Origin of the sequence: Rhodoferax sp., from assembly GCF_028689295.1 — a bacterium.
GTDB lineage: Bacteria > Pseudomonadota > Gammaproteobacteria > Burkholderiales > Burkholderiaceae_C > Rhodoferax.
The window spans coordinates 165,044-179,156 of sequence record NZ_JAQTWL010000002.1 but is presented as its reverse complement, the minus strand read 5'-3'; the positions used below and the strand labels follow the sequence as shown (position 1 = coordinate 179,156).

At 55.3% G+C, this 14,113-nt stretch carries 15 protein-coding genes; 12 read left to right on the top strand and 3 right to left on the bottom strand.

Annotation, left to right across the window (positions count from 1 at the left end; translation table 11 throughout):
- The first annotated feature begins 59 nt into the window (after positions 1-59).
- From lgt to PHF15_RS03175, 3 genes are all read left to right on the top strand, one after another.
- On the top strand, positions 60-887 hold the full coding sequence (lgt, locus tag PHF15_RS03185; RefSeq protein WP_300118891.1) for a prolipoprotein diacylglyceryl transferase: 828 nt from the start codon (positions 60-62) through the stop codon (positions 885-887).
- Positions 888-932: 45 nt separating this feature from the next.
- Positions 933-1,751, top strand: coding sequence for an enoyl-CoA hydratase/isomerase family protein (locus PHF15_RS03180; protein WP_300118890.1), 819 nt, complete (start codon positions 933-935; stop codon positions 1,749-1,751).
- A gap of 68 nt (positions 1,752-1,819) precedes the next feature.
- The gene (locus tag PHF15_RS03175) at positions 1,820-3,343 is read left to right on the top strand and encodes a malonyl-CoA synthase (protein ID WP_300118889.1); all 1,524 of its coding nucleotides are present in this window, start codon (positions 1,820-1,822) and stop codon (positions 3,341-3,343) included.
- Between the two features lie 50 nt (positions 3,344-3,393).
- On the opposite strand, the gene PHF15_RS03170 is transcribed toward PHF15_RS03175, so the two are convergent.
- A complete protein-coding gene (locus PHF15_RS03170; protein ID WP_300118887.1) occupies positions 3,394-3,837 on the bottom strand; it encodes a universal stress protein in 444 nt (147 codons plus the stop codon).
- Between the two features lie 111 nt (positions 3,838-3,948).
- On the opposite strand from PHF15_RS03170, the gene PHF15_RS03165 reads away from it, so the two are divergent.
- From PHF15_RS03165 to PHF15_RS03135, 7 genes are all read left to right on the top strand, one after another.
- Positions 3,949-6,303, top strand: a complete 2,355-nt coding sequence (locus tag PHF15_RS03165) for a cation-translocating P-type ATPase (protein WP_300118886.1) — start codon at positions 3,949-3,951, stop codon at positions 6,301-6,303.
- Positions 6,303-6,437, top strand: a complete 135-nt coding sequence (gene ccoS / locus PHF15_RS03160; RefSeq protein WP_300118885.1) for a cbb3-type cytochrome oxidase assembly protein CcoS — start codon at positions 6,303-6,305, stop codon at positions 6,435-6,437. Before PHF15_RS03165 ends, ccoS begins: the two co-directional genes overlap by 1 nt.
- 92 nt (positions 6,438-6,529) lie before the next feature.
- Positions 6,530-7,972 (top strand): cytochrome-c oxidase, cbb3-type subunit I, encoded by a 1,443-nt coding sequence (ccoN, locus tag PHF15_RS03155; protein WP_300118884.1) that lies wholly within the window; start codon positions 6,530-6,532, stop codon positions 7,970-7,972.
- A gap of 11 nt (positions 7,973-7,983) precedes the next feature.
- Positions 7,984-8,610, top strand: a complete 627-nt coding sequence (ccoO, locus tag PHF15_RS03150; protein ID WP_300118883.1) for a cytochrome-c oxidase, cbb3-type subunit II — start codon at positions 7,984-7,986, stop codon at positions 8,608-8,610.
- A gap of 12 nt (positions 8,611-8,622) precedes the next feature.
- Positions 8,623-8,766 carry a cbb3-type cytochrome c oxidase subunit 3 gene (locus PHF15_RS03145; protein WP_300118882.1) on the top strand — a complete coding sequence of 48 codons (144 nt, stop codon included), beginning with the start codon at positions 8,623-8,625 and terminating at the stop codon, positions 8,764-8,766.
- Between the two features lie 24 nt (positions 8,767-8,790).
- Positions 8,791-9,702, top strand: a complete 912-nt coding sequence (gene ccoP, locus PHF15_RS03140; RefSeq protein WP_300118881.1) for a cytochrome-c oxidase, cbb3-type subunit III — start codon at positions 8,791-8,793, stop codon at positions 9,700-9,702.
- Between the two features lie 177 nt (positions 9,703-9,879).
- Positions 9,880-10,152: a FixH family protein gene (locus tag PHF15_RS03135; RefSeq protein WP_300118880.1), complete on the top strand. Its 273-nt coding sequence runs from the start codon at positions 9,880-9,882 to the stop codon at positions 10,150-10,152.
- A gap of 20 nt (positions 10,153-10,172) precedes the next feature.
- Here PHF15_RS03135 and fnr read toward each other — a convergent pair whose 3' ends face one another.
- Positions 10,173-10,883 (bottom strand): fumarate/nitrate reduction transcriptional regulator Fnr, encoded by a 711-nt coding sequence (fnr, locus tag PHF15_RS03130; RefSeq protein WP_300119091.1) that lies wholly within the window; start codon positions 10,881-10,883, stop codon positions 10,173-10,175.
- 155 nt (positions 10,884-11,038) lie between these two features.
- On the opposite strand from fnr, the gene hemN reads away from it, so the two are divergent.
- The gene (hemN, locus tag PHF15_RS03125) at positions 11,039-12,436 is read left to right on the top strand and encodes an oxygen-independent coproporphyrinogen III oxidase (RefSeq protein WP_300118879.1); all 1,398 of its coding nucleotides are present in this window, start codon (positions 11,039-11,041) and stop codon (positions 12,434-12,436) included.
- Positions 12,437-12,445: 9 nt separating this feature from the next.
- Complete coding sequence (locus PHF15_RS03120) at positions 12,446-13,123, top strand: sulfite exporter TauE/SafE family protein (protein ID WP_300118878.1); 678 nt, start codon at positions 12,446-12,448, stop codon at positions 13,121-13,123.
- 28 nt (positions 13,124-13,151) lie between these two features.
- Here the strand turns inward: PHF15_RS03120 and argF are convergent, their stop codons facing one another.
- Positions 13,152-14,081 (bottom strand): ornithine carbamoyltransferase, encoded by a 930-nt coding sequence (gene argF / locus PHF15_RS03115; RefSeq protein WP_300118877.1) that lies wholly within the window; start codon positions 14,079-14,081, stop codon positions 13,152-13,154.
- Positions 14,082-14,113 lie beyond the last annotated feature (32 nt).

Here is a 14,113-nt window from a genome sequence, read left to right as displayed (position 1 = left end):
CCTATTTTAAAGAACCTTGGTCGCCAAAATTGCCATTGGCTTGCGAGACAATGTCAACCATGCTGATTCATCCCGAAATAAACCCGATCGCCCTGCAACTCGGCCCCTTGTCCATTCATTGGTACGGGTTGACCTATTTAGCGGCCTTTGGCCTGTTTGTCTGGTTGGGGCGCCTGCGGCTGCACCATGCGCCATTTGCTTCTCTGCTCGGCCCGCAAGCCTGGAAAAAGCAGGATGTTGAAGACATTTTGTTTCTTGGTGTGATGGGTGTGGTGCTGGGCGGGCGGCTGGGCTATTGCCTGTTTTACAAGCCGCTGTATTACGCGGCCCATCCGCTGGAGGTGTTCGCGGTGTGGCAGGGCGGTATGAGTTTTCATGGCGGCATGCTGGGCGTGATCTTCGCCATGCTTTGGTTTGCTCATTCACGCGGTCGGCATTGGTTGCAGGTGGCCGATTTTGTGGCACCTTGTGTGCCCACGGGATTGGCTGCCGGGCGCGTGGGTAACTTCATCAACGGCGAACTATGGGGCAGGACGGCCAGTCCGGATTTGCCTTGGGGAATGGTGTTCAGGGGTGCCGGAGACTTGCCGCGTCATCCGTCGCAGATTTACCAGTTCCTGTTGGAAGGCCTGCTGCTGTTTGTCTTGCTATGGCTATATGCACGCAATGAGCGCGCCCAGGGCCGGGTGGCAGCGATGTTCTTGCTGGGTTATGGCGTGTTCAGATTCATTGCCGAGTTTTTCCGTGAGCCCGACGCGCACCTGGGCCTGTTGTCGCTGGGCATGAGCATGGGCCAATGGCTGTGCCTGCCGATGATTTTGGGTGGCCTGGGGCTATGGTGGTGGGCAGGCAGGCAGCCTGTAAATTTGGGCAAGAAGACACGTTGAGCTGGACTTGCAGCGCCACGTGTGATTTTCAGTTGAAGGCAGAGAATGACCGCAAAAGTCAAGTTTGAACAGAGCCATGGAGTGGCGTACGTCACGCTCGCTTACCCCAGGCGTTTCAACGCCATGTCGCGCGCCATGTGGCTTGATTTGCGGGCTGTCTTTGAGCGTATTCAAGGCAACGGCGACGTGCGCTGTGTACTGATATCAGGGCAGGGCGCGCATTTTTGTGCCGGTGGCGATATTTCGGAATATACCGCTTTCAGGTTCAATGAAACCTCTCTGCATGAGTTTCATGAGGTCGCGGTCTGGGGTGCCTTGCGCGCCATGCTGGCTTGCGACGTGCCAATGGTGGCGCAAATTGCCGGCAATTGCATGGGCGCCGGGGTTGAGCTGGCCAGTTGCTGCGACATCCGGGTGGCTGCAGAGTCGGCCCAGTTTGGCGCACCCATTGCGAGGCTCGGCTTTCCGATGGCACCGCGCGAGGCAGCGCTGATGGTGCGCGAAGTCGGCCTGGTGACTGCCCGCCAGATGCTGCTGGAAGCAGCGGTGCTGGGGGCGCCAGAGATGCTGCAGCGCGGGTTTTTGAGTCGGGTCGTGGCCGATGTCGATTTAGTCGCGCTCGCTCAAACCACGGTGCAGCGCATTTGCCAGTTGGCCCCGCAAGCGGCGCGCCTGAACAAGCAAACGCTGCGGGTGTTGAATTCGTCGCCCGTCTTGACGAATGCCATGCCACCCGCTTCGCAATTACCGACCCATGCCGATCCCTTGTCAGCTTTGCTGGTCACGGCCTACGGCTACGCTGACAGCGCCGAGCAGCGCGAGGGCATCCATGCTTTTCTGGAAAAACGACCGCCCAGGTTTTGACAAACCACCCGTTCAATTTAATTCAATTCAACTTACCCCAATTCACTTGGATAAACGAGGAAACTACTGTGTCTGAAGTCTCTGTCAACCTTTATGCACACCTGCGCCGGGCTTTTCCTGGCGACCTGGACAGCGCTGCCATTGAAACCGATGCGGGCCAGTTGTACAACTGGCGCGATCTCGATCGAGGCACAGCGATGCTGGCCAACTTTTTGCAGTCGCTGGAGTTGCCAGCCGGCTCACGCATCGCGGTTCAGGTTGAAAAGTCGGTTGAAGCGCTGATGCTGTACTTGGCCACGCTGCGCGCCGGCTATATTTTTTTGCCGCTCAACACAGCCTACCAAAGCGCTGAAATCGAGTATTTCATTGGCAATGCCGAACCGGCCGTGGTGGTGTGCAGTGATCACAACTTTGGCTGGGTCAGCACGCTGGCGTTCAAGGCCGGCACGCGTCACGTATTGACCTTGAACGAAGACCGGACCGGCTCCCTGCTGGAGCGCGCGGCCCATGCGTCTGACCAGCATGCCGTGGCGTTCAAAAAGCCGGACGATGTGGCGGTGATCATTTACACCAGCGGCACCACGGGTCGATCCAAAGGGGCCATGCTTACCCATGGCAACATGTTGAGCAACGCCCTGGTATTAAGGGACTATTGGGGCTGGCGCAGCCCGGAGCAAGGTGGTGACGTGCTGATCCATGCGCTGCCGATTTTTCATGTGCACGGACTTTTTGTGGCGATTCATGGCGCCCTCATCAACGGCAGCAAGATGATCTGGCTGGGCAAATTCGATCCCAAGGTCGTGCTCAGGCACATGCCGCAAGCCACGGTGTTCATGGGGGTGCCCACGCTGTATGTGCGCCTGCTGGCCGAGCCGGGGCTGACCAAAGAAATTGCACAGCGCATACGGCTGTTTGTTTCGGGCTCGGCACCGCTACTGCTCGACACCTTTACCGCTTGGCAGCAGCGCACCGGCCATACCATTCTGGAGCGCTACGGCATGAGTGAGACCATCATGCTCACATCCAATCCCTACCGGGGAGAGCGCCGCGGCGGTACCGTGGGTTTCCCTTTACCAGGGGTCATGCTGCGGGTAGTGGACGGGCCGGGCGCAGAACGGGCCATAGGCGAAATTGGTGACATTCAGGTCAAAGGACCGAATGTGTTTGCAGGCTACTGGCGCATGCCCGAAAAAACCGCCGAAGAATTTACCGTGGATGGATTTTTCAAGACCGGCGATGTGGGGTGGATCGATGCAGACGGTTACGTCACCATCGCGGGGCGCAGCAAAGACCTGATCATCAGCGGCGGCTACAACGTCTACCCGGCCGAACTGGAGAGCTTCATCAATGACCTGCCTGGCGTGGCCGAAAGCGCGGTGGTCGGCGTGCCGCATGCAGACTTCGGCGAGGTCGGGGTCGCCGTGGTGGTGCCAAGACCTGGGGCAAAGCTGGATTCAAATCAGATTCTGACTGAATTGAAAGCGCGCGTGGCCAATTACAAGGTGCCCAAACAATGCCACGTGGTGGCGGATCTGCCGCGCAACGCCATGGGCAAGGTGCAAAAGAATTTGCTGCGCGCGCAATACAGTTGAAATGGCCACGTACAGCGCCCTGAATCCAGGGTGGCTTGCGTTTTTCCGGCTTATCTCAAAACCAGCACAGGGATGTGCGAATGCGTCAGGACCTGTTGGGTTTCGCTGCCAAGGAGCAGGCGTTTCACGCCTTTGCGGCCGTGTGAAGCCATCACGATCAAATCGCATTTGTGTTTGCGCGCCGTGGCAATGATGGCATCTGACACAATGTCCGACTTGATGGTCAGGGCGCGTGTCTTGACCCCTTGTTCCTCTGCTGTTTTTTTAACTTGGTCAACGACCGCCTGTCCCTCTTCAGCCCATTGCTTTTCAATCCGCCCCACCTCGGCCGCCTGCAAAGCCAGCCCACCTTCGAAGTAGCTTTGCGGATAGCGGGGAACCACTTTCAGGGCGACCAGACTCGCCCCTGTCAGGGCGGCGAGCGAGATGGCACTGCTGACGGCTTTCTTGGACAATGTTGACCCGTCGGTTGCGAGAAGAATTTTGTCATACATGATGGAGTCTCCAGCGTGTTAAAAATGTCAGCATACACCCAGATCTGACGCTTGGCAGTTGATAAAAGTCAGTCAATGAGTAGCTCTTCTCAGTTAACTTCAACAATATATATGTCTCTTATGATTCCTGGTCGCCCGGAGTTTGATCCGCTTCAACTCAGCACAACCCCGGCAGCAGCCGAGGACGAGCCGCACGGGCAGGACACAAGGGCGACGCTGTCGCTCCTCGATGATGAACAGGAATGGACAGCTTTTAGCCGCCCGCGTGCTCAACAGCCCGGATGTTGGGAATCCAACGTGGTGATTGAAGGCATGCATTGTGCGGCCTGTGCGCTGAGCATAGAAGATGCGCTCAAGGGCGTGCCGGGTGTGCTCAGTGCTGAAGTCAGTGCCGGCAGTCACCGGGCCAAGGTGGTGTGGGAGGCGCAAGCTGTTGCACCGTCAGGCTGGATTCAGGCGGTGCAAAAAGCTGGCTACCGGGCGCTTCCGGCAAACGATGCTTTTGCACGCGAGCGCCGCCTTGCAGAGTCGCGCAGGGCCTTGTGGCGAATGATGGTCGCGGGCCTGTGCATGATGCAGGTCATGATGTATGCCTACCCCGCCTATGTGGCCCGGCCTGGAGATTTGACCCAGGAAATGGAGCAATTGCTGCGCTGGGCCTCCTGGGTGCTGTCGCTGCCGGTGATCCTGTTCTCATGCGGCCCCTTCTTTGGCAACGCCTGGCGGGATGTGCTGCACCGGCGCGTCAGCATGGACTTGCCGGTGGCATTGGGCATGTTGATCACCTTTTTGGTCAGCACAGCCGGGACGTTCGACCCGGCAGGCATTTTTGGTCACGAGGTGTACTTCGATTCCCTGACCATGTTTGTGTTTTTCCTGTTGGCAGGGCGCTGGTTCGAGTTGCGCCTGCGTGACAAGACGGCAGGCTCACTGGAAGCCTTGATGAACCGCCTGCCGGACAGCGTGTCGCGACTTAAATCAGATGGGCAATTCGAACGTGTCCCTGTGCGGCGTCTGCATCCCGGAGATGTAATTCGTGTATTGCCAGGCGAAGCCTTTCCAGCCGATGGCGTGTTGTTGCAAGGGCGCACAGCGGTTGATGAGGCTTTGTTGACGGGTGAATCCCAGCCGTTGACACGCAATGTGGGAGATGAGGTGATCTCCGGCAGTCACAACCTGTCGGCGGTGGTACAAATGCGGGTGGATCGGGTGGGGGAGCAGACGCGTTTTGCCCAGATCGTCAATCTGATGGAGAGTGCCGCCACCACCAAGCCACCCCTGGCTCGCTTGGCTGACACCATCGCCAAGCCATTTTTAATGGGGGTGTTGCTCGCCGCTGGCCTGGCGTGTGGCTACTGGTGGCAGACTGATCCTGAACGTGCGCTGATGGTCGCAGTGTCGGTGCTGGTGGTGACCTGCCCTTGCGCATTGTCACTGGCCACACCCGCCGCCATGCTGTCGGCCGCGGGCGCATTGGCCAGACGTGGAGTGTTGGTGCGGCGTCTTGATGCCTTCGAGTCTTTGGCCGCCGTGGACACTGTGATGTTTGACAAGACTGGTACCTTGACGCGCGATGCAATGGTGTTGACTAGCATTCAAGTTCGCCCAGGCTTGCCTGAGCAGCAAGTGCTGGCCATGGCTGCAGCGCTGGCGCAACATTCCCTTCATCCTGTTTCCAGAGCCATTGTTGTCGCTGCAAATTTGGCGGAAGTGCCAGGTAACTGGCGCGCTGATCAAGTGACCGAGCAAGCCGGGCAGGGAATAAGTGCCAGAGTTGCTTTGGCGGGCGATACTGAACCTGACCGGCTCTTGCGCCTGGGCTCAGGCGATTTTTGTGGCGCGCCACCAACGGATGGGAGCGCTTTGCAGGTGCATTTGAGTGACGATCGGGGATGGCTTGCCAGCTTTGGGTTCCTGGAAGAAATTCGCCCGGATGCTACAGAGACGGTTTCCGCCTTGCGGCGCGCCGGGATCAGCGTGCATTTGCTGTCTGGGGATGCCCGTGAGGCAGTGCAGCGGGTGGCTGAAAAGGTAAGGATATCAGCCGTCAAGGGGCAATGTTCACCACAGGACAAGCTTGATTTTTTACGTGACGCGCAGCGCCAAGGCAGTAAAGTTGCCGTTATCGGCGATGGTTTGAACGATGGGCCGGTGCTGGCGGGGGCGCACGTTTCATTTGCTTTTGGCCAGGCAGTGCCTCTGGCGCAGGCTCAGGCAGATTTTTTGGTCTCTGGCGGCCGATTGATGAACGTGGTGGACGCGCTCTTGTTATCACGGCGAACCCTTTTTATTGTGAGGCAAAATCTGTGGTGGGCAGCGATCTACAACGCGGTGTGCGTGCCGCTGGCCATTTTTGGCATGTTGCCGGCTTGGCTCGCGGGGCTGGGAATGGCCAGCAGTTCCTTGCTGGTGGTGCTCAACGCATTGCGTCTGTCAAAGGACGCGCAGTTTGAACGGAAAACCTGATGGACATTCTGTATTTTTTGGTTCCGCTCTCGGTAGTTCTGGTATTTTTTATCATTGGCGGTATCTGGTGGGCCATCCACAGTGGACAATTCGACGACATGGAGAAAGAGGGGGAAAGAATTCTTAAGGATTGATCAACTATTTTTTAATTTATTTGATCTGTATCAAATGGCGTCAGGGTTGCATCTTGCACACTTTGACAGACTGAAACTGAAAAGAGGTGAACATGGCATTTCCAAATTCGCAGGCAACAACTTACAACGACAAGGTTGTCAGGCAGTTTGCCATCATGACGGTGGTGTGGGGCGTGGTTGGCATGCTGGTCGGCGTGATCATTGCTGCCCAGTTGGCATGGCCAGAGCTCAATATGGGCATTTCGTTTTTATCCTTTGGGCGATTACGTCCGTTGCACACCAACGCTGTCATCTTTGCCTTTGGTGGTTGCGGCCTCTTTGCGACGTCTTACTATGTGGTTCAACGTACTTGCCAAGTGCGCATCTTCAGTGACAAACTGGCGGCGCTCACCTTTTGGGGCTGGCAACTGGTCATTCTTATCGCGGCGATTTCACTACCTCTGGGTTACACCTCTGGCAAGGAATACGCTGAACTGGAATGGCCCGTTGACATTCTGATTACCCTTGTGTGGGTGTCTTATGCCATCGTGTTTTTTGGCACGGTCGGAACCCGCAAGGTTAAGCATATTTACGTGGCCAACTGGTTCTTTGGCGCCTTCATTCTGGCCGTCGCCATATTGCACCTGGTCAACAGTGCGGAGATACCAGTGGCGCTCATGGGCCTGAAATCGTACTCGGCCTATGCGGGTGTGCAGGATGCCATGGTGCAGTGGTGGTACGGCCACAATGCTGTGGGTTTCTTCCTGACGGCGGGCTTTCTGGGCATGATGTATTACTTCATTCCCAAGCAAGCGGGTCGGCCTGTTTATTCCTACCGTCTGTCGATCGTCCACTTTTGGGCGCTGATTTTCACTTACATGTGGGCGGGCCCGCACCACTTGCACTACACCGCTTTGCCTGACTGGACGCAGTCCTTGGGTATGGTGTTTTCCCTGATCCTTTTGGCACCAAGCTGGGGCGGCATGATCAACGGCATCATGACGCTGTCTGGTGCTTGGCACAAACTGCGCGACGACCCCATCCTGCGTTTCCTCATTGTGTCGCTTTCCTTCTATGGCATGTCCACCTTTGAAGGCCCCATGATGGCCATCAAAACGGTGAACGCCTTGTCTCATTACACCGACTGGACCGTAGGCCACGTGCACTCTGGTGCTTTAGGCTGGGTGGGCCTTGTCACCATGGGTTCGATGTACTACCTGATCCCCCGCTTGTTTGGACAAAAGCAGATGTTCAGCGTGAAGGCCATTGAAGTTCACTTCTACATGGCCACCATCGGTATCGTGCTCTACATTGCCGCGCTCTGGATAGCTGGTGTCATGCAGGGTTTGATGTGGAGGTCGATTAACGCTGATGGCACCCTGACATATACCTTTGTGGAATCTGTCAAGGCCAGCTATCCGTTCTATGTGTTGCGCCTGGCCGGTGGTTTGTTGTATCTCACAGGCATGATCATCATGCTCTGGAACACCATCAAGACGGCAACTGCCGGTCGATCTGTCACCGTCAACATTCCGTCTGTTGTCGCACACGCCTGAGGAATAAAAATATGTCTACATCCAATCAAAGCGGCGGACTGTCGCATGCAACCATCGAAACCAACAACGGGTTAATGATTGTTTTGATGCTTATTGTCTTGTTGTTTGGTGGCCTGGTTGAAATCGTGCCCTTGTTTTTCCAGAAATCAACCACCACTCCGGCACCGGGACTCAAACCCTACACTTCGCTTCAGTTGGCCGGACGCGACATCTACACCCGTGAAGGTTGCTACAACTGCCATTCACAGATGATTCGCCCATTCCGAGCCGAGACACTTCGTTACGGCCCATACTCCAAGGCCAACGAATTTGTCTATGACCATCCGTTCCAATGGGGTAGCAAGCGCACTGGCCCGGATCTGCATCGTGTGGGCGGCAAGTACAGCGACCAATGGCAGATTACGCACCTGAATAATCCGCGCGATCTGGTCCCTGAGTCCATCATGCCGGCTTATCCCTGGTTGATGAACACCCCCGTGGACGCTGCCAGCATGCCTTCGCACATGACTGCGCTGCGTAAAGTGGGCGTGCCATACACCGACGCCGAGATTGCCGCTTCGGTCGAAGAGCTCAAGGGCAAGACCGAGATGGATGCCATGGTGGCTTACCTCCAGGTTCTTGGCACGACTTCTAAGTAAAAAGGGGCCTGTATGGAGTTTGATGTCAACACATTTCGCTCACTGGTCACTTTGGCGAGCTTCTTGGCGTTCGTCGGGATCATTGCCTGGGCTTACTCCCGCAAGAATTCTGCTGACTTTGACAAAGCTGCCAACCTGCCTTTTGAGCAGGATTGACCCATTCACCTGATTGGAAAAAAAATGAGTGATTTCACAAGTAATTTTTGGGAAATATATATTTCTGGCATTACTTTGGTCGGCATCATCGCCTGCCTGGTTTTGCTAGTTGTCACCGGAAAGATGAAAGCATCTACCGCCAGCGACAACACCACGGGACATGTCTGGGACGGCGATCTGCGCGAAATGAACAACCCGCTACCAAGATGGTGGAGTTACATGTTTGTTTTCACCATCGTCTTCTCATTGGCTTATCTTGTGCTTTACCCCGGATTGGGTAGCTATGCGGGGACCTTGGGTTGGTCTTCAGCCAAATTACATGCCGATGAGGTGGCCAAGGGTAATGCGGAGACGGCCCCGATCTATGCCAAGTTCATGTCCATGAAGCCGGAGGACGTGGCCAAGGATGCACAAGCCATGGCGATTGGTGAGCGCCTGTACGGCAACAATTGTGCGCAGTGTCATGCGTCTGATGCCCGTGGCAATAAAGGCTTCCCGAATTTGACAGATGGCGATTGGCTGCATGGGGGCACTGCGGAAAAGATCAAGGAAACCATTGTGGGTGGACGCATTGGCAACATGCCTCCCATGGTTGCGGCTGTGGGAAGTTCTGATGATGTAAAAAACGTTGCTCAGTACGTGTTGAGCCTGTCGGGCAGCCCGCATGACTCCACTCGTGCGGCTTTGGGCAAGGAAAAATTTGCCGTTTGTGCAGCTTGCCACGGCCCTGACGGCAAAGGCATGCAAGCGGTGGGTTCGGCCAATCTGACAGACAATATTTGGCTGCATGGCTTTGGTGAAAAGGCGATCGCCGATATGGTCAACAATGGCAAAGTCAATGTGATGCCGGCGCAGTCCGCCGAGAAAGGTGGCAAATTGACCGAGGCTCAAATTCATGTCCTGACGGCCTATGTGTGGGGCATGTCGAACAAGTAAGCTTCAAGCTGACCTGCTCAAGACTTGGTTTCCTGGTTTGGGAAATCAGGTCTTTTCCTTTTATGAGGATTCGATTAAGGTTTAAAGGTGATCAGATTTCGCATTTATCCCGTAGATCGGGAAAACCATGACTCAGAGAAATCGACATTTATTGTCCCCAAAAATTAAGATGATTCAATGAAAAAACCTCTGGAGCATTTGAATGATCCCTGGTGGAAGCACGGCTTCGTCTGGATGATCATTGCGGGTCCGGCCATTGTGGTCGTAGCTGGTTTTGTGACGTTTTACCTCGCGGTGAGCCGCCCGAATGAGATCGTGGATGAGACAACTTATCAGCAGGGCAGGCAGTCGGATATGTCGACTGAGGCGCGCAGAAAAGAAAGCGGAGATGCGCCAGCAATGCTGGGCCGCAACCATGCCACGACCGGGATCGTGCCGCCAGCCAAGTGATGGCTTGAAGTAGCCTGCGGCTATTTCGGGTTCACGATTTCCTGAAGTGCAGTTGTATTGACGATACGGACATGGCGCTGCTTGACTTCAACGATGCCGTCCTCTACAAATCTCGAAAAAGTACGGCTGATGGTCTCCAGCTTGAGTCCCAAAAAGCTGCCGATTTCTTCCCGTGTCATGCGCAGGATCAGTTCAGATTGGGAAAACCCTCGTGCGTGCAATCGCTGCGCCAAATTCAACAGAAAAGCCGCCAAACGTTCTTCCGCACGCATGCTGCCCAGCAGCAACATGACACCATGTTCCCTAACAATTTCTCGACTCATGATTTTGTGCACATGATGCTGGAGGGCATTCACTTCTCGTGACAGGTCTTCGATCTGGGCAAATGGCATGGTGCAAATTTCAGCGTCCTCCAAAGCCACGGCATCGCAGGTGTGCTGGTCATTCACAATGCCATCCAGACCGATCACTTCGCCTGCCATCTGAAAGCCGGTGACTTGATCTCGCCCATCTTCAGAAGTGATACAGGTCTTGAAAAAACCGGTCCTGATGGCATACAGATTGTTGAACCTGTCACCATTGTGATAAAGCGTCTCACCCCTTTTGATTTTTTTGCGTACACCAATGATTGCATCAATACGTTCTAGGTCGCCTTCGCTTAAGCTGATGGGCATGCATAATTCACGCATGTTGCAGTTTGCACAAGCGATTTTGATGGACTGATGGTTCATTGGGCTGATTTTGACACTCTTTGAAGATGATCTCTGACTTACGTCAATTTTATGCAAAAGCAAAGATGAGGTCATATCTTCAATGTTTGTTGATCAACATCAAGAATATCGCGTTGTTTTGACGGCATATTCAAATAAATTTCAAAGGAACGAGAATGATTGAAAGTGTCGCCGAGCCGATTTCAGAGAGTCTGATCCGGCAATATGACGTGTCCGGGCCACGTTACACATCCTATCCGACTGCAGACCGATTCGTGGAAGCATTTACTGCTCAGGATTACATACAGGCGCTGGAACAGCGGCGTTCTGGTGCCTCGGCACTGGCCTTGCCGCTATCTTTGTATGTGCATATTCCATTTTGCGAGTCGCTGTGCTATTACTGTGCCTGTAACAAGATCATCACCAAGCATCACGACCGTGCGGCTGCCTACATTACCTACCTCAGTCGTGAGATTGACCTCCACATCCAGCACATGGGAAGCGGTCAAACGGTGTCCCAATTGCATTTTGGTGGCGGCTCACCTACTTTTCTGAGCGATGACGAGTTGCGCGAAGTGATGGGCATGTTACGACGCAATTTCAACCTCATCCCGAATGGTGAATATTCCATCGAGATCGATCCTCGCACCATCGATAATGGCCGACTGGATGCTCTGGCCGAGATGGGCTTCAATCGCCTGAGCTTTGGCGTGCAGGATTTTGACCCTGCAGTGCAAAAAGCTGTCCATCGCGTTCAGCCCGCCGAACAAGTGTTTGATTTGGTCCACGCTGCGCGCGCACGTGGTTTTGAGTCGATCAACGTCGATCTGATTTACGGTTTGCCCGAACAGACACCTGAATCCGTGGATCGCACCATGGCGCAGATTTCCGAACTCAAACCCGACCGTATCGCGCTGTATGCCTACGCGCATTTGCCGGAACGCTTCAAACCACAGCGCCGGATATCGTCAACCGAAATTCCAACGGCGGCTTCAAAGGTGACCATGTTGTCCCGTTCCATGGCGGCGCTGATGGCTGCAGGCTATGTTTATATCGGCATGGATCACTTTGCCTTGCCTGACGATTCGCTGGCCATCGCGAAGCGACAAGGGCGCTTGCATCGCAATTTCCAGGGCTACAGCACACAACCCGATTGCGACATGATTGGTCTGGGCGTGTCGTCCATCGGACGGGTCGGCGCAACCTACAGCCAGAACGCGAAAACACTGGAAGAGTATTACGATTTTCTTGACCAAGGACATTTTCCCATCGTCAAAGGGCTGGCGTTGTCGAAAGATGATTTGCTGCGCCGCAGCGTGATCATGGCCTTGATGTGCCAGGGCAGATTGGCTTATGAGTCCATCGAGTTGGCTTACCTGATCAATTTCAAGGAATATTTTGCCAAGGAAATGGAAGTATTGAAAGGCCAGGTCGAGGAAGGGCTGGTCGAACTTGATGACAGCGGCATCAAGGTGACCCCAAAGGGGTGGTTCTTCGTGCGTGCCGTTGCCATGGTTTTCGATCGTTATCTCCAAACCGACCGAACCCGCGCCAAGTTTTCCAAAATACTCTAAGTTCGGGGAATGCAAACAACCCTTGCCACGACGGCGCTTCTCATGGGAGTGGTTGGTGGTCCACATTGCATCGCCATGTGTGGCGCGGCTTGCGCAGGTATTGGCCAGGCGGCTGGCGCCCGCAGTACCTCGGCCATGTGGACATTCCAGTTGGGCCGGGTGTTGGGTTATTCGGGTTTGGGCGCACTGGCAGCCGCATCAATGCAAGGGCTGGGTTGGCTGACTGTGCAGTCAAGTGCCTTGCGGCCCGTCTGGTCGATGTTTCATGTGGCGATGATCGTCTTGGGCTTGCTGCTGATGTGGAAAGCACAGCAACCCATCTGGATGGAACAGGCAGGCAGAGAATTGTGGTGCAAGGTCAGGGGGCTCGTTTCCCATAAAGGTGCCAGCGCCCCCTTGCTCATCGGTGCAGTCTGGACCTTCCTGCCCTGCGGACTGTTGTATTCAGCGCTGTTGGTAGCCGCCCTGGCTGGTGGTCCCATGGAGGGAGCCTTGGTGATGGCGTTGTTTGCCATGGGTACCAGTGTCTCGATGATGCTCGGACCCTGGCTATGGCTGCGCTTGCGCGGCAATCACAACGGTGATTGGGGCGTTCGTCTGGCTGGACTGGCTTTGGCTTTGAGTTCCGGCTGGGCTCTTTGGATGGCCTTGGCGCATGATACGGCGCCATGGTGCACAACCCCGTGACGAAGGAAGCCAACGATCAATCAAACCGTCAGGACAAACGGCCCAGCAACAAAAATTCCATCAGCGCTTTTTGCACGTGCATGCGGTTTTCAGCCTCATCCCAGACCACGCTTTGCGCGCCATCTATCACGTCCGCATCGACTTCTTCGCCCCGGTGGGCGGGCAGGCAATGCATGAACAAGGCACTGGGTTGCGCCACGGCCATCATGTCGGCGCTGACGCGCCAGGCGGCAAAGGCTTCTCTGCGCACCTCGTTTTCGGCCTCATAGCCCATGCTGGTCCAGACATCGGTCGTGACCAGGTCGGCACCCCGGCAGGCATCCATGGGGTTGCCAAAGGTTTGATAGTGGTTGGCGTTGATCTTACCTGTGATGGACGCAATTTTCTCATCGACTTCGTAGCCATTGGGTGTGCTGACGTTGACCCTGAAGTCAAGCAGCTCGGCGGCTTGCAGCCAGGTATTGGCCATGTTGTTGCCGTCACCGACCCAAGCCACGGTTTTGCCCTGGATGGAGCCACGGTGCTCAATGAAGGTGAAGATGTCCGCCAGGATCTGACAGGGATGAAATTCGTTGGTCAAGCCGTTGATGACAGGCACCCGTGAAAACTCGGCAAAGCGCTCGATCTTGGTTTGCTCAAAAGTGCGAATCATCACCAGGTCCACCATGCGGCTGATGACCCTGGCGCTGTCATCAATCGGCTCGGCGCGTCCGAGTTGGCTGTCGCCGGTGGTCAAGTGCACCACGCTGCCGCCCAATTGGTACATGCCCGCCTCAAAACTCACGCGCGTGCGGGTTGACGCCTTCTCAAATATCATGGCCAGCGTACGGTCCACCAAGGGTTGGTGTTTTTCGTAGGCCTTGAACTTTTTTTTGATGAGCGTTGCGCGGTCAAAGAGATAGGCGTATTGGCTGGCGCTGAGATCAGTGAATTGCAGGTAGTGTTTGATGGCAGTCATGGGTTCAACCGATGGATCAAAGGGTAGGGTGG

Coding starts and splice junctions, on each gene's coding strand:
- ccoP (WP_300118881.1), top strand. CDS start 8,791: ATGAGTGATTTCACAAGTAATTTTTGGGAAATATATATTTCTGGCATT.
- hemN (WP_300118879.1), top strand. CDS start 11,039: ATGATTGAAAGTGTCGCCGAGCCGATTTCAGAGAGTCTGATCCGGCAA.
- PHF15_RS03120 (WP_300118878.1), top strand. CDS start 12,446: ATGCAAACAACCCTTGCCACGACGGCGCTTCTCATGGGAGTGGTTGGT.
- ccoS (WP_300118885.1), top strand. CDS start 6,303: ATGGACATTCTGTATTTTTTGGTTCCGCTCTCGGTAGTTCTGGTATTT.
- fnr (WP_300119091.1), bottom strand. CDS start 10,883: ATGAACCATCAGTCCATCAAAATCGCTTGTGCAAACTGCAACATGCGT.
- lgt (WP_300118891.1), top strand. CDS start 60: ATGCTGATTCATCCCGAAATAAACCCGATCGCCCTGCAACTCGGCCCC.
- ccoN (WP_300118884.1), top strand. CDS start 6,530: ATGGCATTTCCAAATTCGCAGGCAACAACTTACAACGACAAGGTTGTC.
- PHF15_RS03135 (WP_300118880.1), top strand. CDS start 9,880: ATGAAAAAACCTCTGGAGCATTTGAATGATCCCTGGTGGAAGCACGGC.
- PHF15_RS03170 (WP_300118887.1), bottom strand. CDS start 3,837: ATGTATGACAAAATTCTTCTCGCAACCGACGGGTCAACATTGTCCAAG.
- PHF15_RS03145 (WP_300118882.1), top strand. CDS start 8,623: ATGGAGTTTGATGTCAACACATTTCGCTCACTGGTCACTTTGGCGAGC.
- ccoO (WP_300118883.1), top strand. CDS start 7,984: ATGTCTACATCCAATCAAAGCGGCGGACTGTCGCATGCAACCATCGAA.
- PHF15_RS03165 (WP_300118886.1), top strand. CDS start 3,949: ATGTCTCTTATGATTCCTGGTCGCCCGGAGTTTGATCCGCTTCAACTC.
- argF (WP_300118877.1), bottom strand. CDS start 14,081: ATGACTGCCATCAAACACTACCTGCAATTCACTGATCTCAGCGCCAGC.
- PHF15_RS03180 (WP_300118890.1), top strand. CDS start 933: ATGACCGCAAAAGTCAAGTTTGAACAGAGCCATGGAGTGGCGTACGTC.